19 protein-coding genes are annotated in these 20,808 nt (G+C 41.8%); 6 read left to right on the forward strand and 13 right to left on the reverse strand.

The features are described from left to right. Positions 1-25 precede the first annotated feature (25 nt). From I595_RS14450 to I595_RS14460, 3 genes are all read left to right on the forward strand, one after another. Positions 26-1,303 carry a glycosyl hydrolase family 17 protein gene (locus I595_RS14450; RefSeq protein WP_054560159.1) on the forward strand — a complete coding sequence of 426 codons (1,278 nt, stop codon included), beginning with the start codon at positions 26-28 and terminating at the stop codon, positions 1,301-1,303. A gap of 234 nt (positions 1,304-1,537) precedes the next feature. Further along, the gene (locus I595_RS14455; protein ID WP_054560160.1) at positions 1,538-2,968 is read left to right on the forward strand and encodes an MFS transporter; all 1,431 of its coding nucleotides are present in this window, start codon (positions 1,538-1,540) and stop codon (positions 2,966-2,968) included. A 296-nt stretch (positions 2,969-3,264) separates the two neighbouring features. After that, positions 3,265-3,876 carry a hypothetical protein gene (locus tag I595_RS14460; protein WP_054560161.1) on the forward strand — a complete coding sequence of 204 codons (612 nt, stop codon included), beginning with the start codon at positions 3,265-3,267 and terminating at the stop codon, positions 3,874-3,876. 224 nt (positions 3,877-4,100) lie between these two features. Here I595_RS14460 and I595_RS14465 read toward each other — a convergent pair whose 3' ends face one another. Further along, the gene (locus I595_RS14465) at positions 4,101-4,571 is read right to left on the reverse strand and encodes a hypothetical protein (RefSeq protein WP_157449760.1); all 471 of its coding nucleotides are present in this window, start codon (positions 4,569-4,571) and stop codon (positions 4,101-4,103) included. 212 nt (positions 4,572-4,783) lie between these two features. Between I595_RS14465 and I595_RS14470 the strand changes: the two genes are divergently transcribed. Continuing rightward, entirely contained in the window at positions 4,784-5,011 is a 228-nt protein-coding gene (locus I595_RS14470) for a hypothetical protein (RefSeq protein ID WP_054560163.1), read from the forward strand. A 331-nt stretch (positions 5,012-5,342) separates the two neighbouring features. Here the strand turns inward: I595_RS14470 and I595_RS14475 are convergent, their stop codons facing one another. From I595_RS14475 to I595_RS14495, 5 genes are read right to left on the reverse strand one after another with little or no spacing between them, the layout of a single operon-like run. Beyond that, positions 5,343-5,552 (reverse strand): DUF4266 domain-containing protein, encoded by a 210-nt coding sequence (locus tag I595_RS14475; protein WP_054560164.1) that lies wholly within the window; start codon positions 5,550-5,552, stop codon positions 5,343-5,345. 4 nt (positions 5,553-5,556) lie between these two features. After that, positions 5,557-6,549 carry an FAD:protein FMN transferase gene (locus tag I595_RS14480; RefSeq protein WP_054560165.1) on the reverse strand — a complete coding sequence of 331 codons (993 nt, stop codon included), beginning with the start codon at positions 6,547-6,549 and terminating at the stop codon, positions 5,557-5,559. Continuing rightward, on the reverse strand, positions 6,546-6,983 hold the full coding sequence (locus I595_RS14485; protein WP_054560166.1) for a thioredoxin family protein: 438 nt from the start codon (positions 6,981-6,983) through the stop codon (positions 6,546-6,548). The genes I595_RS14480 and I595_RS14485 overlap by 4 nt, the downstream gene beginning before the upstream one ends. 48 nt (positions 6,984-7,031) lie before the next feature. Further along, positions 7,032-7,532, reverse strand: coding sequence for a hypothetical protein (locus tag I595_RS14490; RefSeq protein ID WP_054560167.1), 501 nt, complete (start codon positions 7,530-7,532; stop codon positions 7,032-7,034). 43 nt (positions 7,533-7,575) lie between these two features. Next, positions 7,576-8,757, reverse strand: a complete 1,182-nt coding sequence (locus tag I595_RS14495) for an AIR synthase related protein (protein WP_054560168.1) — start codon at positions 8,755-8,757, stop codon at positions 7,576-7,578. Positions 8,758-8,912: 155 nt separating this feature from the next. Here I595_RS14495 and I595_RS14500 point away from each other — a divergent pair, with 155 nt between their 5' ends. After that, the gene (locus tag I595_RS14500; protein ID WP_054560273.1) at positions 8,913-9,680 is read left to right on the forward strand and encodes a 3-keto-disaccharide hydrolase; all 768 of its coding nucleotides are present in this window, start codon (positions 8,913-8,915) and stop codon (positions 9,678-9,680) included. A 53-nt stretch (positions 9,681-9,733) separates the two neighbouring features. Here the strand turns inward: I595_RS14500 and I595_RS14505 are convergent, their stop codons facing one another. The 3 genes from I595_RS14505 to I595_RS14515 form a co-directional block, all read right to left on the reverse strand. Then, on the reverse strand, positions 9,734-10,732 hold the full coding sequence (locus I595_RS14505; protein WP_054560169.1) for a serine/threonine dehydratase: 999 nt from the start codon (positions 10,730-10,732) through the stop codon (positions 9,734-9,736). Between the two features lie 562 nt (positions 10,733-11,294). Then, on the reverse strand, positions 11,295-11,588 hold the full coding sequence (locus I595_RS14510) for a hypothetical protein (RefSeq protein ID WP_054560170.1): 294 nt from the start codon (positions 11,586-11,588) through the stop codon (positions 11,295-11,297). A gap of 65 nt (positions 11,589-11,653) precedes the next feature. Next, positions 11,654-13,831, reverse strand: coding sequence for a glutamine synthetase III family protein (locus I595_RS14515; RefSeq protein ID WP_054560171.1), 2,178 nt, complete (start codon positions 13,829-13,831; stop codon positions 11,654-11,656). 209 nt (positions 13,832-14,040) lie between these two features. Between I595_RS14515 and I595_RS14520 the strand changes: the two genes are divergently transcribed. Continuing rightward, entirely contained in the window at positions 14,041-15,057 is a 1,017-nt protein-coding gene (locus I595_RS14520) for a glutamine synthetase beta-grasp domain-containing protein (RefSeq protein WP_054560172.1), read from the forward strand. 154 nt (positions 15,058-15,211) lie between these two features. Here the strand turns inward: I595_RS14520 and I595_RS14525 are convergent, their stop codons facing one another. The 4 genes from I595_RS14525 to I595_RS14540 form a co-directional block, all read right to left on the reverse strand. Then, positions 15,212-17,014 (reverse strand): carboxypeptidase-like regulatory domain-containing protein, encoded by a 1,803-nt coding sequence (locus tag I595_RS14525; RefSeq protein WP_054560173.1) that lies wholly within the window; start codon positions 17,012-17,014, stop codon positions 15,212-15,214. Between the two features lie 227 nt (positions 17,015-17,241). Further along, positions 17,242-17,988 (reverse strand): DUF6090 family protein, encoded by a 747-nt coding sequence (locus I595_RS14530; protein ID WP_054560174.1) that lies wholly within the window; start codon positions 17,986-17,988, stop codon positions 17,242-17,244. A 92-nt stretch (positions 17,989-18,080) separates the two neighbouring features. After that, entirely contained in the window at positions 18,081-19,709 is a 1,629-nt protein-coding gene (locus tag I595_RS14535; protein ID WP_172675954.1) for a carboxypeptidase-like regulatory domain-containing protein, read from the reverse strand. 11 nt (positions 19,710-19,720) lie between these two features. Further along, positions 19,721-20,659 carry a calcium/sodium antiporter gene (locus tag I595_RS14540; RefSeq protein ID WP_054560274.1) on the reverse strand — a complete coding sequence of 313 codons (939 nt, stop codon included), beginning with the start codon at positions 20,657-20,659 and terminating at the stop codon, positions 19,721-19,723. Between the last annotated feature and the right edge of the window lie 149 nt (positions 20,660-20,808).

The raw sequence follows: 20,808 nt of genomic DNA on the forward strand, positions 1-20,808 counted from the left end.
TAAGAATTCACAGAACTATGAACACATGAAAAAAAATCTTGTAATCCTATCCTGTATTGTTTTGGGGCTTGTTGCCCTGTCTTGCAAGCAAGACGCAAAATTGGAGCATAAGACCAATGACCTGATAAACAGCAAAGAGTTGACAGCCAAGGATATTTTAGGAAACCCGGACTTTTTGGCCATGTCTTATGGTGGTTATAGAGATCATGACCATGGCGTTGAACCTACCCTTTCCGAAATTAAAGAGGATATGAAAATCCTACATGCCATGGGCGTTAGGATGCTGCGTACGTATAAGGTGCACCTTCCGCATGCCGCAAATGTATTACAGGCCATAAGCGAGTTAAAAGCCTCCGACGCTAATTTTGAAATGTATGTGATGCTTGGGGCATGGATAGATTGCAAGAATGCGTGGACGGAGCTGGAGCCAGACCATAACCAGGAAAGTAAACGTAACGCCGTTGAAATTAAAGAGACCGTAAGGTTGGCCAAAAAATATCCAGACATTGTAAAGGCAATTGCCGTAGGTAACGAGGCTATGGTGAAATGGGCAACTAGTTATTATGTGCAGCCGGGAATTATCCTAAAGTGGGTAAACCATCTGCAAGCGTTAAAGAGGGATGGGCAGTTGCCCAAACACCTATGGATCACCAGTTCGGATAATTTTGCGTCTTGGGGCGGCGGTGGTACGGAATACCATGTACAGGATTTAAATAACTTGATCAAAGCCGTAGATTTTTTATCCATACATACCTACCCCATGCATGACACACATTACAATCCTAGTTTTTGGGGCACAATGCCCAATGAGCAGGGTTTGGCGGATACCGATAAAATTAAGGCAGCCATGCTAAGGGCCAAAGAATACGCCATATTCCAGTATAAAGGGGTCCAAGCGTATGTGGCAAGTTTGGGTTTAAACAAACCAATTCATATCGGAGAAACAGGATGGGCCAGTTTTTCAACTGGGTTTTATGGTGCCAATGGTTCTAAGGCCACAGATGAGTATAAAGAAGCCTTGTACTATGGACATATGCGGGATTGGACCAGATTAGAAGGTATCTCTTGTTTTTATTTTGAGGCCTTTGACGAGCCTTGGAAAGGTGGTGAAAATCCAGGGGATTCCGAAAAACATTTTGGTCTTTTTACCGTGGATGGGAAGGCTAAATACGCCCTTTGGGAAGAAGTGGACAAGGGTACATTTAAGGGTCTTACCAGAGGTGGTCTGCCCATAGAAAAGACATTTAAAGGGGATACCGATGCAATGATGCAACATGCGCTGGTGCCGTCCACTAAGCAGTAATATTTAAGTCGCAATATGGAGAACAATAAAAATAAAGCACATATGGCCGCAAGGGTTTTGCTTTATGGCTTTGTGTGTTTATTGGCTAATGTAATCCTTGTGATAACAGCAAGGACATCTCCCTTTCGCTTGGAGACATAACCGCTGAAACGCAGCTAAAGGAACCGGCCCTCCAAACCGTTGTGCTGAGGTAGATTATATACAGATAGTAACGAATTGACAAAAAAGAAGACAATGACAGACCATGCTATTCAGATTCATACGAAAGTCCCACTGGGACAAAAGATTGCTTTTGGTGTTGGGATGTTCGCCAACCAAATGTTTCCAGCTATTTTGGGCATTTTTATGGTGGTTTTGGTTCAAGATTTAGGGTTTCCTAATTGGATGTACTCCCTTATATACCTTTTTCCAAGGATTTTTGATTCCATTACGGACCCCATTATGGGGTTCATTTCTGACAATACCAAATCCAAATGGGGCCGCCGCAGACAGTATGTGCTGCTTGGTGGGCTTATTATGGGGGTGGCCTATGTTTTTATGTGGCAACTTTTTAAGGAAGATTCCCTCCAGTACAACTTTTGGTATTTTTTCATTTGGTCCATCATCTTTTATTTAGGTCTAACCTTTTTTAGTGTACCCTATGTAGCCATGGGGTATGAAATGAGTGACGACTTTCATGAACGCACCAATATTATGGCCATTGCCCAGTGGATCGGTCAATGGGCATGGGTCATTGCCCCTTGGTTTTGGGTCATAATGTATGATCCAGAATGGTTTCCATCCGCAGATGTTGCTGTCCGTGAACTTGCTATCTGGGTAGCGATACCTTGCAGTATTTGTGCCATTGTACCGGCATTGTTCATCAAAAGTAAATCTACCCTCAATGAGGATTATGAACCGCTTAATGCCGCCAATATTGGCGGTAGCCTGGTTAAGATTGCCCAAAATTTTAAAGAGGCTTTCAAAATTCCCGAATTCAGAAAAATTTGTTTTTCCACCTTCTTTATCTACAATGCGTTCTTTGCAGTGTCCTCATTGACATTTTTTGTAATCGTCTATAAATTGTTCAATGGTGATGCAGAGGCCTCTGGGATATGGGTGTCCTTATTTGGGTGTCTAGGAGCTTTGGGAACCACATTTATTGTGATTCCCATAGTGGCATGGATGTCCAAAACCATGGGTAAGCGAAAAGCATTTATGATTTCCCAAGCAATTTCCATAATAGGGTATATTATGATGTATTTTCTTTTTATCCCCGGAAAACCATGGTTGTATATCATTTGCTTGCCGTTCTTTTCATTTGGTATTGGAAGCTTGTTCACCATTATGATGTCCATGACAGCGGACATAATAGATATTGATGAGCTAAATAGTGGTAAAAGAAGGGAAGGTGTTTTTGGGGCTATTTATTGGTGGATGGTAAAAGTCGGTTTTGCCATTGCCGGGGGCTTAGGTGCGGCTTTTTTGGGTGTCGTGGGGTTTGATCCCGATCTCACCACATTGCAGCAACCCGATGCCATTCAGGGCTTGCATGCCATTTTCTGCTTTTTCCCCGTTGTTGGTACCTTGGTGGCAATGTATATCATGAATTCTTATGACATTACTGAAGAAAAGGCCAATGCAATAAGAGCTAAGATAGAAGAAAGAAAAGTGAACAATCTTTAAGAATTAATCTATATCATACAGGTAAGGACATCATTTTTCACTTGCCCAACATCATTTTAAGTAAAATGCAGTATAGGTTGCGCTTACTGGGATCAAAATACACTTAAATGTCTCCTTTAATGATTTTCAGAAACGAAAGAAAATAGATAGAGAGGTTTGTCCATCTAAATCTTGAATTCTTAAATCCCTTAAATCCAATCGAATTGACAAAAGTTATCATTTGGTAAAACAGGGTAACTGGTTGTTTTTCTAACTTAAATTAAGATAATTTTGAAGAAAAAATTAATCTATTCGCTATGGGCAAGTTCTTTGAAGCAGAACTAAAGGATAAGTTTTTAAAGTTTGCTGCCTCCAAGGACAATTACTTTGAACTACGGTTGTTGTATAACGAATTTCTATATCCCCATTATAGCTTGGAGTTTGCATCACGGCTGGTCAGCGAAATTCTTGAATATGATCCGGAATTGCTAGACGTCATGAGTGGCAACGGATTTAAGGTTTTTATGATTTCTTCAACAGCGGCCACCAAAGCTTTTGTAGCGGAATCAAGTTTTTGTCAACTTGTGGTTCAGGAAGAAGAAAAATGGGATAATTTTTTGAAACAGGTCTCTACATTAAGGCAACTGTCCAAAAAAGAAAAATCGTTGTTGGATACCAAACAAAGACAAAGCCTTAGAAATGAAAAAAAATGGCTTGTACCAATAAGTTCCGTATTAGGTCTTTCCATAGTTCTCAATATCTGTTTGCTGGGCTACATTATATTCGGTGATAATGGGTTGACAACTGGTCAGAATTCTTTTGAAAAGGTATCGGATGTACAGTCTTTGAAACTAACGTCACCTATAAAAAAGGAAAAGGCAACCATAGAATTTAAACAAGACTCCCTGTTGGTACGAAAAAAAGAATGATTCCCGGACCATTTTAAGGCAATTAGCGTTATAAACCCTTAGTTTTTGACCATATTAAATCCTTTGGAATGGATGCCGACCAACCCTTGATTGGGACGGCAATGACGCTCTTTTCTATTGGTAAAACCAGCTGGATTCGCCATCGGAAGTCTTTTAATACTGATGTAAGCAACCATTAGGCGTAGCCCACGGTAGTAACGATATAGAATGGATAAGAGGTTAATTTACTGTCGCTGGTACACTTTGGTCCTGATGCCAGGAAGGTCATCCCCAACATTCTGTATCAATTGATCTCCGGACAAGGTAAATTGGGTTAAGGCACCTCCATTTAACTGTAACGTACCACTGGCGGCCTCCCAATTTCCGGAAAGGGCAAAAGGCTCAGAGCATGTAACATTATATAAATTTCCGGTTATGGAGGAAATTAGGGCAGGTGCTACCCCGCCAAGGTTCCAAGAACCGTTTGCGGTTATGGTAAGAACTTCGTTTAAACAATCCACCTCTTCCAGCAGATTAGTGGCAGTTATCCCATCATTATTGGCATCAATTGCGGAACTTACCGTAAGCTGTGTTAACTGCCAAGTACCCAATACATCGGTAGTTGTGGTATCAACGGGACCATCTTCCTCGGTGCTGCAAGAAAGCATAAAGAGATATGCAATAATCAAACAAAAAAAGTAAGAAAAAGATTTCATACAGAGTATTTTAAGTAATTTACGATTTTAACGAGATTTTGAGAAATCTATTCAATCTTTATTCTTTATATTGGCGCAGAAATTTGTTTACCTTCCCAAACGAATTTTTTTGGCCTAGTAGTTGTTCACGGCTTATGGTCATGGACCAATCAAGGTCATATGTAGCTAAATAAGGCTCAAATGGGATAAATCGTTTTAATTATAAGATAAACATGATAGAAAAATTGTTGGAACATGCCGAAGAGTTTGAGAATAGAACTTTAAGCCATATGTCTACGAGTGATAGGGTTGCGGCTTCTAGAGAGGTGAAAAAACTAATTCTCGATATCAATGAAGTGTATAAGGAATCTAAAGACCCAAACCTCATGGATACGATGAAGCGGCTTACAGAAAAGAAAAAGAAAATTGAGAAACGTATCAAAGGTACGCCTTTGGTATAAAGTGGATATGGTTAACACAAAAGCCCATGGTTCTTGATATCATGGGCTTTTTTTATTTGTTTTTTCCATTATAAAATGCCCAGATTTGGTACCCCCTTGGTTGGTCTTTTCTGATTCCGTGTCTTTATGATATACAAATAGGTGCTATTGTGGTTTTACTTCTTCCAAATAGAGGGATAAATAGGGTTCGTATTGTCATTTGTTCCCCTTTTCATGGCAGAACATAGTGTCCCGCCCAATAGGATATTACACCTTAGGTCAACAAATTCCTGCATTTATCAGGGCTGTTAATAAGCATAGTCCATTTAGATTTGGCTTGGCAATTTAGTCCTTAATTGCACCCACAGCCACCTCCGGTTTTTCCACCATTGGCGCCCGCAGCACCTTCTCTGTAGATTTGGAAATTGGTTTCAAAACGCTCGCAACCGCGCAATCCAAGTTGCATTTCGGTATCATTGATGTAGGCTTTGTCATATTCCTTTACCACTACGCAGGAGCTGGTGGTAAGAAGTAAGGTTAAGGCCAAAAGAACACTTTTCATCTTATTATTTTTCAAAGGTATCCAAGAGGATGCCGGAACTAGTGAGGATTTTATTGTCATCGTCTATCAAAACAACCTCAACACCATCCAATTGATTGATCAGGTGTACGCCTGCGTCTTTTCCCATCACAAAAACCGCAGTTGCCAAAGCATCACAAAGTTCGGCATTTTTTGCAAATACCGTTGCGCTTTGTATACCTTGGGTGGGATATCCAGTTCTTGGGTCTATAATATGGGAATATTTCTGACCTTTAAAGAGAAGAAATTTTTCATAATTGCCCGATGTGGCCACGGCAGATTCTATAACGGGCAACCATGAAAACACTTTGGTCTTATCCAATGGATTGGTGATGCCCACCATCCATTTTTCGCCAGAATATTTGGTACCCCATGTGGTTAGGTCCCCGGATGCATTGATTATGCCACCAATAACTTCTTTGGACACCAATAATGCTTTGGCCCTGTCTGCTGCATAGCCCTTGCCTAGCGCACCAAAGGCTATTTTCATTCCCTTTTCGGGGAGAAATACGGTACTTTTTGTTTGGTCCAACACAATTTTCCCATAGCCCACTTTTTGGACAGATTCCCGTATTGCTTCTGGACTGGGCATTTTTGTCATCTCCCCATTGAACTTCCAAACGGAATCTATGGAGGCATAGGAAATATCAAATGCACCATCCGTAATTTTAGAAATCCCTATTGCTCGCTGTATAAGCCCAAAAAGCTCCCTGCTTACCACAACTGGGCGTATGCCAGCATTCCTATTTATTTTGGAGGTTTCAGAACCTTCATCCCACGAGGAAATCAATTTTTCTATTCGCTTAATTTCTGAAATGGCCTCATTGATGTTGATATACCCAATTTCTTCGTTTTGCGCAACCACCGTAATCTCAAAGCGGGTGCCCATCAGTTTGAGTACTTGCGAAACGTTAACCAAATCTTCCTGTGCCTTGGCGTGGAAGAAGACCATTAGCAGTGCGCTTAGCAGGATTTTCATTTTATTAGAAATGAGTTCAAGTGATCGATATAGGCGTTGGGGTCCAACTTTTTATAACCCGTTTGGCCCAGTACGGTCTCGTCCGCCCTCATCAAAATCACTAATGGAAAAAGCCCATTGGTGTTAAAGCGTTCTGCAAGCGCCTTGTTCTGGTTTAAGATAGGGTTGGGTAACCGATTGGCTTTTTTTCTTGGGAAATCTGCTCGATAGAGCACATAATTGGCGTTGGCATGGTTTTGAAACTCTTCTGATTGCCAAATGGTGCGTTCCAATTTAATGCAGGGGGCACACCAGTCCGACCCCGAAAAAACCAAAAGAATGAGTTTGTTTTCCTGGGAGGCCCGCTGTACTACCTTTTGATAATCCTGCTCCCAATCCTGAGCCATTAGCCCCAATGGTAAAAAGAACAATAACATCAAAAATTTGGGTTTCATGCACATTTCTCAAGGGTTTGGGAAATAAGGGTTTAGCAACTTAATGCTTCATTCCATGGAACTACGCTCGTAGGCAAAACCACCAGCTTCTTGCTGGGACCAGCTGGTAAAGGTAATATCCAAAGCAATATTATCTTCCACTAATAACAATACCAAATTCACTCCTACATTATCCTTGGGTTTGGCCAAGGTTCCCCTAAACGTGGAAAATTCCAAATTTTGAAGGTTGTCGGTGGTTCCCCTTGCCCACAACGTGCCAGCAGGACTGGTGTTTTTATTGGCACTGTTCTCGCTAGCAGCATTGTAGATTTGGCCACCAGAGTTGCCCCTTGTAATGATAACATTTGGCGTAATGACGTCCCGGTTTTCAGCTGCGGATGGGTCGCCTCCCGAAGATTTTTGAAAAACAATCGTAGGTCCCGTCCATATTGTTGTTTCGGATAAGTCTAAATCCTGTGTTGGTGGAATAACTGGTGCAGGGTCATCGCTGCCGCAAGAAATAAGTAGCAGGGTAAGCACTAAGGCGGTGTAGAATTTCATTTTTTTCATAAGGTGTTTTTATTTAAGAACGGTAAAAGATTCCATTTTCGTATCAATGATATTCAAAGGTTCCATATTCGCTTTTAATGGTCAATCTTTTTTCTGCTGATGGCGCTACCTTTCCGATTATTTTAGCCTCAACATTAAAGCTTTTGGCAATCCCAATGATGTCCTCAGCTACTTTCCCATCCACATAAAATTCCAAACGATGCCCACAGTTAAAAACTTTATACATCTCTTTCCAATCCGTGCCGGATTGTTCCTGTATCAATTGAAACAGTGGTGGTACGTTAAAAAGGTTGTCTTTTATAATATGGAACTCATCCAAAAAATGTAGTATTTTAGTCTGTGCCCCGCCGCTACAATGTACCATCCCGTGTATGGCGTTACTGTCGTATTTTTCTAAAATTTTTTTAACGATGGGGGCATAGGTCCTTGTGGGGGACAGTACCAATTTACCGGCCTTTAAGGGTGAGCCTTTAACCGTGTCCGTAAGTTGTACCCCTCCGGAATACACCAGGTCTTCTGGTACGGCAGCATCATAACTTTCTGGGTACTTTTTTGCCAAGTCCTTGGAAAAAACGTCATGTCTAGCGGAGGTAAGGCCATTACTGCCCATGCCGCCGTTGTATTCTTTTTCGTAGGATGCCTGCCCAAAGGATGCGAGCCCTACAATAACATCTCCCGTTCTAATATTGGCGTTATCAATGACGTCACAGCGCTTAATGCGCGCGGTTACGGTGGAGTCTACGATAATGGTGCGCACCAAATCACCCACGTCAGCGGTCTCCCCTCCAGTGGCGTGAATGGTGATGCCATGCTCGTTTAAATCAGAAATCAGTTCTTCCGTACCATTGATGATGGCGGAAATCACTTCTCCAGGAATCAGATTTTTATTGCGGCCAATGGTAGAGGAGAGCATAATGTTATTTACGGCACCCACACAGATGAGGTCATCAATGTTCATGATCAAGGCGTCTTGCGCAATCCCTTTCCAAACGGATAGGTCGCCAGTTTCCCTCCAATACATGTAGGCCAAGGAAGACTTGGTACCGGCCCCATCTGCATGCATGACCAAGCAGTGGTCTTCACTTCCAGTAAGGTAATCCGGGACTATTTTACAGAACGCTTTTGGAAAGAGTCCTTTATCTATGTTTTTGATGGCATTGTGCACATCCTCTTTGGATGCAGAAACCCCTCTTTGGGCATAACGTTCGCTACTGCGTTGCGACATGATTCTGAAGTTTGCGTAAAAATAGGCAAAACGGCCCCCATCCGCCAATAGCCTCCATGATTTTCCTGCTTACCATTGGCAATGTTTTTAGAATGCACGTACATTTGAAAAAAGAAAGCGCTAAAGTTTTCCTAAGTATATCCAAGCCTGCGAAGATGAAGTCCAATTTTTTTATTATCCTCTTTGTTTTATGTTATTTTGGTTGCGCACCAAAAAAGGAGAAAAGCCCTGATATTTGGAACACAAAACAGGCCGTACTAAAGAATAAAGTACATAATCAGTTATTGGAATATGAAAAAGAGGCCGGCTGGCGCTTATTGTTTGATGGAAAATCCTTGAATGGATGGCATTTATACAACAAAAGGGATGCTACCAAACAATCTGCATGGGAGGTAAGGGATGGTCTTTTGTATTGTAACCCCAAAGATGAAAACAAGCTTGCCGGTGATTTGGTAACAGATGAGGCCTTTGAGGATTATGAGCTTAGCTTTGAATGGAAAATAGCCAGCCGCGGGAACAGTGGTATCTTCATTAATGTACAAGAGCGTCCAGAAATTTTACAGACCTATCACTCAGGCCCGGAATACCAGCTTTTGGATAGTGACCATATGGATTATGACATAGCTACCAAACGTCCTGGATGCCTTTACGGTTTCCTGCCACAGGAAAATAGGGTGGAGGTACATTCAACGGGTCAATGGAACAACTCAACCATCAAGCAAAAAAACGGGACGGTGCAGTTTTATTTAAACGGTGTGTTGACGGCTACGGAAGATTTTAATTCGGACCGATGGAAAACTAGGGTGTCTACCTCCAATTTTGCCAACCACCCCCACTTTGGTACGCATACCAAAGGGCAGATAGCACTCCAAAATTGGTATTTTGAGGTATGGTTTCGCAATATGAAAATTCGGGAGCTTTGATGCAGGGATTACGACCCAAGTCCTGATAAATGCCGGCACATAACCTAAACTTCCTATTCACTATCCGACAGGGTAGGTTGCTTTGCCAAGCAATCATATTCCCAAATTTTCTTGGAGGTGGCTTGGTCCATATTACCGCCTGAGATGATCAAAAGCACCCTTTTTTTGGTCTTCTGTGTTCGCAACCAACGCCTGATGGCTTCCATGGGCATGGCACAGGTAGGCTCTATCCGGCATTTTAATACATGGGTGAGCCATTGTGTCCAATACACCAAGTATTCCTCCTCAATTTCATAAAAACCATCCAATTGTTTTAAATATTCAAAGGTGATATTGCCTACTGCCATGGTCATGGCACCATCGGCCAAGGTATCCGGGACCGATTTTAAGCGTTGGATACTTCCTTTGCGCAGGGATTCCGCTGCATCGTTGGCATTTAAGGGCTCTACCCCAAAAACTTTGGTATTGGGAGATAGGCCTCGGGTCGCCACCAAGGTGCCAGAGGTAAGTCCGCCACCTCCACAGGGGGTAAAAACGGCATCTATGTTTTGGAGCTCAGAAAAGGCTTCAAGGGCTGTCGTTCCCTGTCCGCAAATGACCTGGTCATGGTTAAACGGTGGAATCCAGAAAGTGCCATCTTTCTTAGCCGCTTGGGCCACTTTAGCGTCGGTTATGTCCCTGGTTTGGCTCAGCACCACCTTGGCCCCATAAGCTTGTGTAGCCTGTACCTTTACTTTGGAGGAATATGCGGCCATGAATATGGTGGCTGGAATGCCAAAGCGCTGAGCCGCATATGCCACCGCCTGCGCATGGTTGCCAGAACTGTTGGCCACAATATGCTTGGGTCTTTCCCCATTTTCCAGTATCCAGGCCAACGTATTTACACCGCCCCTGGCCTTAAAGGCCCCAATCTTTTGAAAGTTTTCGCACTTAAAGAAAATCTCATGGCCAAGCCATGTATTTAAAACGGACGAACTAAGAATTGGTGTGTTGTTAATGTAGGGGTCTATCCGTTGTTTCGCAGCAACAATATCCTTTAATCCCAAACCCATATTCCAGTTTTTGATAAAAATAATGGAATCTGACCCAACTTACGGCATAATTTATTTGGGTTATGGGTAAAGAGTCATTACCTGCCCATCATTTTGTGATAGGTTTGGCGGGGCGTGCTCATTAGCGCTTGACGCTTTATGGCTTCAGGACTTCTAGTTTTGGGAATACGATGTAGGGTGATTTTTTTGGCGTATCCCAGTTGAACAACTATAGAGGACATGAGAATGCTTAGCCGTAGGTCTGTGCGCTTTGGTAAAGGAAAAGGGTATTTAGGGTTTTAGGTAAAGGATGTTGTTTTACAGGCTAAATGGGCTAAGGCGGAATTCCTGTGGAAAAATCTTAGTGCAACATCCGCTTTGATATCGTGGGGTTGGTGTATTAATGCTGATGTTGGGTTTGTATGAATCTATGCGCTGATTGTGATGCTTTGGTTTCTATTCAACTTTAAATTCAACATCATCATCGGCATTCCCTGTGTCCAACGCCCAAGGATTCTCTTTGCATCAATCTGTTCTTGAGACTGTTCTGAATAGGGGAGGTTAATCATGGCAACAAAAAGCATCAGGAAATCGCATCCATAAGTTTATCAAACTTTTTTGAAAGGTTCAAATATTCTGTTTCCCAATGATTTGCCATGGAACATTCCTGCAGGCATCCAGTGGGAGCGAATAATAGCTTCAAATGGTTTTTATCCACCTTCTGCTTGGAGGTTAATTGTGCAATTGCATTTTGTATGGATGCACTTGCTTTTTTGGGATTTGATGCATCCCAAGGAATTTTATCGCACTTATTCAACAAATCATGTACTTCTTGGAGAACATTAATTAAATCCGTGATGGGCTTGTTCAGCATCATTCTAGCTTTTTAATACATACTAATCCCCAGTACCATACGCCTAGTTGCCACAGTGAAACCCAAATCTATTTTATAAACAATAGCTCTCGATACTTGGCCAGGGGCCAGATGTCATCCGCAATCAGTTCCTCCAAGGCATCAGCATGCGTTCTTATGGTGTCAAAAAATGGTAAAATTACTTCGCAGTACGCTTCTGCTTTTTGCATGATATCCGCTTTGGCATCTACCTTTTGTTTTGCTTCCAACATTCTATCCGTGGTTTTTTTTAGGCCTACCATATGTTCAGAAATCAGCTCTAAAACATTTAATTGCGGCTCTGTCAGCTTTTTATGTGCCGCACCGTAGACCTCCTTTAGGCCGGCGATGTTTTCCAACAGCAGGTTTTGGTGCCTAAGGGCTGCCGGTATAATATGGTTATAGGCCAGTTCCCTTAGAATGCTTCCCTCAATCTGTAGGTGGGAAATATAGTTGTGCAACTCTACCTCTTGATGTGCGATGAGCTCTTTTTCATTCATCACCCCAGTAGCGCCAAATAATGAGATGCTTTCTATGGAAGTCAGTATTTTTAAGGCATCGGGCGTGTTCTTGTTGTGGCTCAATTTACGTTTACGAGCCTCATCCTGCCATTTCTTGCTGTACCCATCCCCATCAAAACGGATACGCTTGGAGGTTTTAATGTATTCCCGCAACACATTAAAAACCGCTTCGTCTTTTTTAAGTCCTTTTTTATCGATGAGCACATCCACCTCTTTCTTAAAATCCATGAGCTGCTGCGCCACAATGGTGTTGAGCACGGTCATGGGCTTGGAACAGCTTGTCTTGGCCCCTACGCCGCGCATTTCAAACTTATTTCCCGTAAAGGCAAAGGGAGATGTTCTGTTCCTGTCCGTATTGTCCAACAATATTTCCGGTATTTTACCTACCACGTTGAGCTTGAGTTCCGTTTTCTCCTGCGGGGACAGTTTTCCTTTGGAAACGCCCTCCAACTCATCCAGGACCTCCCCTAGCTGTGTGCCCACAAAGATGGAAAAAATAGCAGGTGGGGCTTCGTGGCCGCCCAGTCTATGGTCATTGCTGGCAGAGGCAATGGAGGAGCGCAATAACTCCTCGTAGGTATCTACGGCCTTTATGGTATTGATGAAAAACGTCAAAAATTGAAGGTTTTTCATGGGCGTGGAGCCGGGACTCAATAAATTAACGCCAGTATCTGTGGCCAAGGACCAATTATTATGTTTTCCAGACCCATTTATTCCCGCAAACGGCTTCTCATGGAAGAGCACCTTAAAGCCATGGTCATCTGCAATTTCCTTCATCACATCCATCAATAATAAATTGTGGTCTACGGATAGATTGGCCTCTTCAAAAACAGGGGCCAGTTCAAACTGATTGGGCGCCACCTCATTATGCCTGGTCTTAACGGGGATTCCCAAAAGCATACATTGTCTTTCCAAAGCGCTCATAAAGGCAAGGACTTTGTTGGGAATAACACCAAAGTAATGGTCGTCCAGTTGTTGTTGCTTTGCAGCGGCGTTACCTACCAAGGTCCTGCCCGTCATTAAAATATCCGGGCGTGATTGGGCCAGTGCCTTATCCACTAAAAAGTACTCCTGCTCCCAACCTAGGGTAGCATTGACTTTACGCACATTCTTGTCAAAGTATTGTGCCACGGCCGTTGCAGCATGGTCAACGGCGTGTAGGGCCCGCAATAAAGGAGCTTTATTGTCCAATGCCTCGCCGGTGTAGGACACAAATATGGTGGGAATACAAAGTGTGGTTTTGTAGACAAAGGCAGGTGAGGTAGGGTCCCAAGCGGTATATCCACGGGCTTCAAAGGTGTTGCGGATACCACCACTGGGAAAACTAGAGGCATCAGGTTCTTGCTGCACCAATTGGCTACCGCCAAAACGTTCCAGACCTTGCCCGTTGTCCATAACATCAAAAAAGGCATCGTGTTTTTCTGCAGTTGCGCCCGTAAGCGGTTGAAACCAATGGGTATAATGCGTTGCTCCCATGGAAATGGCCCAGGCCTTCATCCCTTCGGCCACTTGATCCGCTATTTTACGGTCTATCTTACCCCCGGAAAAAATAGCGGCCTGTACCTTATTGTAAGATTCCTCAGTTAAAAACTGAAGCATTTTAGCATCGTTAAAAACATTCCTAGCGTAGAGTTCGGAACGCTTTTCCAACTCTTTGACCACTAAGGGCTTTTGAACTTTTAGCGCACTGAGTGCCTCAAATCTCATCATGATATCCGTGTATTCGTGTGACCCGCAAAATTAACAATTTCGTAATAGTACCCTAAATAAAATCATTTTTCCCTAAGAAACCCCTTTTAAAATAGGGGTTGTCCAATTTTTAATAACTTTTGACTAATTAGACCCCGTAAAATATAGGATATTCATAAAAAAAATTATTTTTGGAAATTAGTAAAATGTAAAAAATTACCGCGATTATGAGCAAATCAAAATTAGAGTACATCTGGCTAGATGGCTATTTTCCAACACAAAACATGCGAAGCAAAACTAAGGTCGTCAATGATTTTAGTGGAAAATTGGAAGACTGCCCCATGTGGTCTTTTGACGGGAGTTCCACACGCCAAGCAGAAGGTGGCTCTTCTGACTGCTTGCTTAAACCAGTTGCCATTTATCCCGATCCAGCAAGGAAAAACGGTTGGTTGGTGATGACAGAAGTATTAAATGCGGATGGTACGCCGCACGTTTCTAACGGGAGGGCTACCATTGATGATGATGATAACGATTTTTGGTTTGGCTTTGAGCAAGAATACTTTATCATGGATACCGCTACCCAATTGCCCCTAGGTTTCCCTATCGGTGGCTATCCTGCACCCCAAGGGATGTACTACTGCTCTGTTGGTGGTAAAAACACCCACGGAAGGGATTTGGTGGAGGAACACGCGGACCTCTGTATTGAGGCAGGTTTAAACTTTGAGGGCATTAACCAAGAGGTTGCCTCTGGGCAGTGGGAATTTCAGTTGTTCGCCAAAGGAGCAAAAAAAGCAGGTGATGAAATTTGGATAGCACGGTACTTATTGGACCGTTTAACCGAACAATATGGGTACTACATTGAGTACCATCCTAAGCCGTTAGGGAAGGATATGGACTGGAACGGTTCTGGTATGCACGCCAATTTCTCTAATACCACCTTAAGAACTTGCGGTGACCAAGCCACATATGAAAAAATCTGTGAAGCCTTTAGACCTGTGGTTAAGGAACATATTGCCGTGTATGGTGAATTTAACGACCAGCGTTTAACAGGACTTCATGAAACGGCTGCAATCACAGATTTTAGCTTTGGTATTTCTGATAGGGGAGCCTCTATCCGTATCCCTATCGCTACGGTAGAAAGTGGTTGGAAAGGTTGGTTAGAAGATAGAAGGCCGGCTTCCAATGGGGATCCATACAAAATTGCAGGAAGGATTATAGAAACCGTTAAGTCTGCGGATATCTAGGATAGCATTAATTGTTGTAAACTTAAAAACCACCTACTTGGTCGCACTAAGCGACCAACGGGTGGTTTTTTTATTATCTTATTTTTTGATAAGGCTAAAACGTGTACCTAATTATCCCTTCCTTCCTATATTTTCTAGGCCATAACAGGGCCTTTTAAAAATTAGGGGCAACGTCTATACTTTGCAAGGGCGTGTTCATCCAATAGGTTTTGCTCTCAGGTAACTGAAGAACAGGTTGACTGGCAGAAAACAAAGGAAGTTCCTTTTGCATAAAATAGGTGTTGTGCCCTTTAAAGTTGTTGGGTTCCATTGGGGATTGCACAAAAAATTCCCTAAACTGATATAATTCTTCCAAGCGCGGCTCCTGTAATAAATTCCCCTCTTTATCTTTTATTTTTTTGACCACCACCTTAAGTTTTTGCTTATTTGGGTCTATAAAGGTGGAAAACAACTTTTTTTGTTGTGGGATATCCTTTTTTTGCTTCGAATTCGGTGTAACGGTAAATGAGTCTGGCCCTACCAAGGTAAGACCCTTAAGCGGCACCTCTTGCCCATCATAGCGTACCTCAATGTTGCGGAGTTTTAGGTTTTTTACTTCAGATAGTGGTTTATTTAGGGTAAACCGTAGGTTTTTATTTTTGGAATCCACTTCTAAAGACGTTATGCTGAACAAGGGCGGGCGTGCCACTCGAAACTTGTTTTTAAAAGAGATATAGTTTAGGAATAGCTTGTCTCCCAGTTCCTTATATTCAATTAAAATCCGAAATAACACCCCTTTGTCTTCTACAATGTTTTTGGTACGTGTGCTGGTGTAAGACGTTTTTTTCCCTAAAACGGTTTCTATTTCATAAACTTCGTTGACTTCATAAAAGAATTTTCTGATGGCAAAGTCCTCCTTAGCAATATAGATGATACCATTTGCCAAATAGGGTTCAAAATCTGCCCGGAACTTTATCTTATATACCTTTTTATTATCGTAGTATGTGGTACCAGATAAAGTGAACGTATGATTTTTTATAAAATCCTCCCTGAGATTATACACGTAGGAAAAAGTTTTGATCCTGTTATTTCTAATGGGGTCATGAACCCTTAGCAACATCAATTCATTACCACCCCTGCTCTGTAAGAGCGCGCCTGGCACTATTTTGGTAAAATCTGTATAGTCATAGGGCTGTCTAGCGAGGGAATCTATTTTAAATTGCTTGTTTTCCTTGTATTCATGGATAAGGAAATTGGTCATGACGGTGTCTATGCTCTTAAATCCATGGTCAAGAACGGAAATTATAGCCTCGTTCAAATTTATATAGGTATCATTCTTGCGTTGATAATCCCGGTAATAGCCCAAGTAAGCATAGGTCTCATCTGGGTAATTGTTATACAAATTATTTATGGCGTATTGGACAATTTCCTCGGCGGATAATGTTTTGAGTTTTGCCGTCACCACCGCCTCTTCCAATTCAAAAAGAGCAGGGGCCAATAAGACCACATTGGTTTGTCCAAGTTTGAAGGTTGATAGTGCCGTTTGCTGTTTTTCATACCCCATGGATGAAATTTCAATGTTATCCCCAGACGCTTTGAACCAAGTTGGTATTCTAAAACTTCCATCCTCATTGGAGATGACCCCAACAGCCTTACCCTGAATACGGATGGTGGCAAACGCTACCGGGGTTCTGCTCTTGGCATCCAGTACAATGCCCTTAAAAAAATCTTCCTGTGCACAAACCCCAAGACTTGCAAAGAAAAGAAGGACCAGAAAAATAAACGGAATTTTCATAACAAGGTTTACGTTACTTTCACGGATATGGCAAGTAGGGCGGGAAAGCATACTTTTGGTTTTTGTTTGGTCTGCAAGCCAGAGCTTTTTTGTCGTAAAATATTTGTTCTGGTTCTCTTTCAAAAGTGTCTGGATTAAGACACGTTCTTTTTGTGATAATCGTTTGTGCTTTTTTGGCTTCATACAACAAATCTAAAAATTGGATTTGTTGCGTTAGGTTATTGAATTTGCCAAGAAAATCTTTTTTGGTTGCTTAACGGTCTCGGCTCGTATGAGTAGTTGCGTGGTTTAGCACTAAACTTTACAAGTACACACCAAACTGGAAATCCGCGAGTCCCGAAGCTTTGGGATTCAGAGGTAGGCGAGAACAAGCAATTACTTATAGCCATTGTTGTGCTATCGTTATTTTATTATTCAGATTCTAATAATTGCAAAAGGTTTTCGGCTTTCTCTTTGATTCCTTGATATCTTTCATTTTGACTTTCTGTCATTTGGTTTTTCATCAATAAGGTACCTATGTAATCGTAATCCTGGCGCAAAGTTTCTAAATCTAACTTCGGACGGTTTAAGGAAGAGCCTATCTTCGTTTCTAAAAAATCTCCTGTTGTCAAGTGTTTTATTAGATTTTTAGTCACATAGTTATGTTGATATAGTTGTGTGCTTATCTCCCCATTTTTTTCATTTCTTTCGTTTAATAAATAATATTCATATAGCTTATCTGCCAACTTCTTGTTTTCGATTAAAACGCCTGCATTATTGGACTCAAATTGTCTAAAAGTACTTAACTCTGGAATAAAGTAGGATTCAAAACCAAGGGAATAATTTTGTTCAAAAAATGATGTTAATTCACTTTCTGACAGATTTTTTTGAGTTGAAAGAGTATTTATAATTGACGCAATATTTTGAATTTGTTTTTCATTTATTTTGATTCTATCACTCAAAAAAACAATATCAGATTCTACCGATTTAATAAAATTTTCAACATATAGTTTTGATAACTCTCTATTCTTTTGGTTTTGGTTCCAATCGTTTACTTGTAATGCAATTAAAATTCCAATAACAACAAGTATAATTTCCCCAATCGCATATTTAAAATACTTTCCAGTTTTACCTTCTGAAAGTAGGTTTTGTCTAATTTTTCTAAAGAATTTTATCATTGGTCATTGGTTGGTTATAATGAAGCACAACACCAATATAAGCAAAATAAAGCCAAACAACAGTACCATCAAAAAACGGTAATCCGTCCTTGTTATTCCTGTGGTAGGCTTTTTAAGGGGGTGTTCATCCAAAAATCATCTTCCAGATTCATTATCAGTTTTGGTTGGTCTTTGCTGCCCAATGAAATGGTCTTATTTACCTGTAAGTTAGCGTTAATCCCACTGGGTTGTGTAGGGATTACTTTTTGGGTAAAAAATTCGCGGAACTGATCCAGTAGTTCAGATTTTCTTTCTTCCAAAAAATTACCTTGGGCATCCATCATTTTGTTGACGCTAACTTTAAATGAAGCTTTTTGTGGGTCCTTTATTTCAGATTCAAGAATCCTGAGCAATTTGCGTGGTGGCCGTTCCTTCCTTATAAAACTAAGGGCGTAGGTGTCGCCTACAGTTCCTATTCGCTCTACCTTCGTTACCCATAGCCTGGTATTTTGATAAAAAACTTTAAAATCACTGGGCTTTAAGGTCAACCAATTTGCCGCAGGCCTGTTTAAGGTGACCAGCAGTCGTTTGGACAAACGGTTCAACTCCGCATCTTTGATGTAAAACTCCGGGGGCCTTACCAATTTAAAGTTGTTATGGAAAGAAATATAATTAAGGTACATCTGGTCTTTGTAATCTTGATATTCCACTAAGATTTCATAGATCAGCTCTTTTTTAGCTTTGCGATTAGCTAACGTTTGCCCTGCTTTAAGCGGTTGTTTGTACACGGAATACACCAACTTTCTTATGGCGAAAGTGATTTTGTCCACATAAATGGTACCCATTACTTGAAAAGGAGCTACTTTTTTGCGAATAGCGATGCTGTACACGCCTTTGTCCCCATAGGAGGTATTTTTAGTCCTGGTTAAGGTATGCTCTTTAACAAAATCCGTCACAAATTTGTGGACGTAAGAATAAGAATTGATGTTGTGGTTTCTAATGGCATCATGGATAAAAAGAAGGACCAGTTCATTTGGCGCATAAACTTCCCCGACCGTGGCATCTGGGATATACTTGTCTTTTTTGGAGTAATCATAGGGCTTGTCGGCAAAGGAGTCTATGTTAAAATCCCTATTGGTCCGGTAATCAAACAGACCAAATTGTATGCTCTTATAATCATCCACCGCAAAGCCCCTATCCCTTACGCTGACCAAGGCCTCGTTAAGGTTGCTGTATGTGTTTTCCTTAAATTGATAATCGCGGTAGTACCCAATGAGCCCAAAAGGTTTCTGGGGGTAGTTTAGGGGAATATTGGCAATGGCCTTGTCTATAATTTCCAGGGCAGAAAGTTCCTTGCCCACCTTGTTGTTGGGTCTACGCTTTCTGTTGGCGGTCACTATGGTTTCTGACAGTTCAAAAACCGATGGTTTTACCAATAATTCTTTGACAAGATTCTTTTTTAAGCTTGCAAAGTCAATTTTAAGTGTTTCATAGCCCATACTGGATATGATCAACGTATCACCCTTTTGCTGAAATTCCGTGGGCAGCTGAAAGCTACCATCATTGTTTGAAATTACGCCAAGTGCCAAGCCCTGCACCCGTATGGTAGCAAAAACTACAGCCTCTTTGGTGTTGGCATCCAGCAATATCCCTTGTATAAAATCAAGGTCTTCTTGAGCACTTAGGGTTAATGGTAGGGCTAACCATAGCAACATTAATACCGTACGCAAGAAATAGGCCATCATCTAAGTCGTTAGCTAACTGTAAAGTACACAAAAGCTAGGTAAGTCCCTAGTAATACTAGGCCATCCCGCCAGCCCAACCGAAGTCCCTTGGGAATGAATACCAGCGGTAAGATTAATACGGAGATGCCAAGCATCCACCAAATATCATTGGTCAGTAAACCTTGGTCCACAACGTTGATTGGGGTAATGATCGCGGTAATTCCGAGGACGGCCAATAGATTAAAGATGTTTGAACCAATGAGGTTGCCCAATGAAATGGCCTTTTCCTTTTTAATGATGGCAATGATGGAGGCAGCCAATTCCGGGATACTGGTGCCAATGGAAACTACGGTAACCCCAATGACCCTATCGCTAACGCCAAAGGCCGATGCCAAACCAACCGCTCCGTCTATGAGCAGCTCCGATCCACCCCATAGGCCCAAACCGCCCAAACCTAGGAAAAGCACCGTCTTGTACAAGGGCAGGGGAACATCATCATCTGGCATGTCATCCACTACGGCAGTTTTTTGGAATCGTAACAGATACACCAAGAATGCGAACAAGAGCACTACCATAATGATACCTTCGTACTGTTGCAATTGCCCATCAAAATACACAAACCCAACAAACAAAAGAGATGCCGCCATCATAACGGGCCAGTCCGTGGTGTAAAAGCTTTTTCTCACATCAATACTCCCCAAGAGGACGGTTACGGCCAACACCAACCCCAAATTTGCAATATTGGAGCCCACCACGTTACCCAGGGCCAAATCTGGAAATCCGTCCAAGGCGGCCTTTATGCTCACGATCAATTCTGGTGCGGAGGTCGCAAAGGATACCACCGTCATACCGATCACAATTTTGGGAATATCCAATTTTAAGGATAGTGCCACGGCAGCCTTTAAAAGCCAATTCCCCCCTAAAATCAACAATCCCAAGCCCAAAACAATAAAAATAATATCTTGCACAGTCCCTTGTTTTTGCACAAATATAGCGCAAGAATAACTCTTAAATCCCAATTGCCCCGACCTTTAAAAACTATATTTTACGTTAATAAACTATTTTTTTAGTTGTTTAACTATAAAAATAATATTATGTTTGTTCTCAAAATGGCAAT

The sequence above is a fragment of the Croceitalea dokdonensis DOKDO 023 genome (assembly GCF_001306415.1).
In the GTDB taxonomy this organism is placed as follows: domain Bacteria; phylum Bacteroidota; class Bacteroidia; order Flavobacteriales; family Flavobacteriaceae; genus Croceitalea; species Croceitalea dokdonensis.

Bases quoted from the DNA above. Each gene is read 5' to 3' on its own strand.
- I595_RS14480 (WP_054560165.1), bottom strand. From the start codon at position 6,549: ATGAAAATCCTGCTAAGCGCACTGCTAATGGTCTTCTTCCACGCCAAG.
- I595_RS14505 (WP_054560169.1), bottom strand. From the start codon at position 10,732: ATGGGTTTGGGATTAAAGGATATTGTTGCTGCGAAACAACGGATAGAC.
- I595_RS14460 (WP_054560161.1), top strand. From the start codon at position 3,265: ATGGGCAAGTTCTTTGAAGCAGAACTAAAGGATAAGTTTTTAAAGTTT.
- I595_RS14475 (WP_054560164.1), bottom strand. From the start codon at position 5,552: ATGAAAAGTGTTCTTTTGGCCTTAACCTTACTTCTTACCACCAGCTCC.
- I595_RS14465 (WP_157449760.1), bottom strand. From the start codon at position 4,571: ATGAAATCTTTTTCTTACTTTTTTTGTTTGATTATTGCATATCTCTTT.
- I595_RS14470 (WP_054560163.1), top strand. From the start codon at position 4,784: ATGATAGAAAAATTGTTGGAACATGCCGAAGAGTTTGAGAATAGAACT.
- I595_RS14450 (WP_054560159.1), top strand. From the start codon at position 26: ATGAAAAAAAATCTTGTAATCCTATCCTGTATTGTTTTGGGGCTTGTT.
- I595_RS14485 (WP_054560166.1), bottom strand. From the start codon at position 6,983: ATGAAACCCAAATTTTTGATGTTATTGTTCTTTTTACCATTGGGGCTA.
- I595_RS14490 (WP_054560167.1), bottom strand. From the start codon at position 7,532: ATGAAAAAAATGAAATTCTACACCGCCTTAGTGCTTACCCTGCTACTT.
- I595_RS14455 (WP_054560160.1), top strand. From the start codon at position 1,538: ATGACAGACCATGCTATTCAGATTCATACGAAAGTCCCACTGGGACAA.
- I595_RS14495 (WP_054560168.1), bottom strand. From the start codon at position 8,757: ATGTCGCAACGCAGTAGCGAACGTTATGCCCAAAGAGGGGTTTCTGCA.
- I595_RS14510 (WP_054560170.1), bottom strand. From the start codon at position 11,588: ATGATGCTGAACAAGCCCATCACGGATTTAATTAATGTTCTCCAAGAA.
- I595_RS14525 (WP_054560173.1), bottom strand. From the start codon at position 17,014: ATGAAGCCAAAAAAGCACAAACGATTATCACAAAAAGAACGTGTCTTA.
- I595_RS14500 (WP_054560273.1), top strand. From the start codon at position 8,913: ATGAAGTCCAATTTTTTTATTATCCTCTTTGTTTTATGTTATTTTGGT.
- I595_RS14530 (WP_054560174.1), bottom strand. From the start codon at position 17,988: ATGATAAAATTCTTTAGAAAAATTAGACAAAACCTACTTTCAGAAGGT.
- I595_RS14535 (WP_172675954.1), bottom strand. From the start codon at position 19,709: ATGGCCTATTTCTTGCGTACGGTATTAATGTTGCTATGGTTAGCCCTA.
- I595_RS14515 (WP_054560171.1), bottom strand. From the start codon at position 13,831: ATGAGATTTGAGGCACTCAGTGCGCTAAAAGTTCAAAAGCCCTTAGTG.
- I595_RS14520 (WP_054560172.1), top strand. From the start codon at position 14,041: ATGAGCAAATCAAAATTAGAGTACATCTGGCTAGATGGCTATTTTCCA.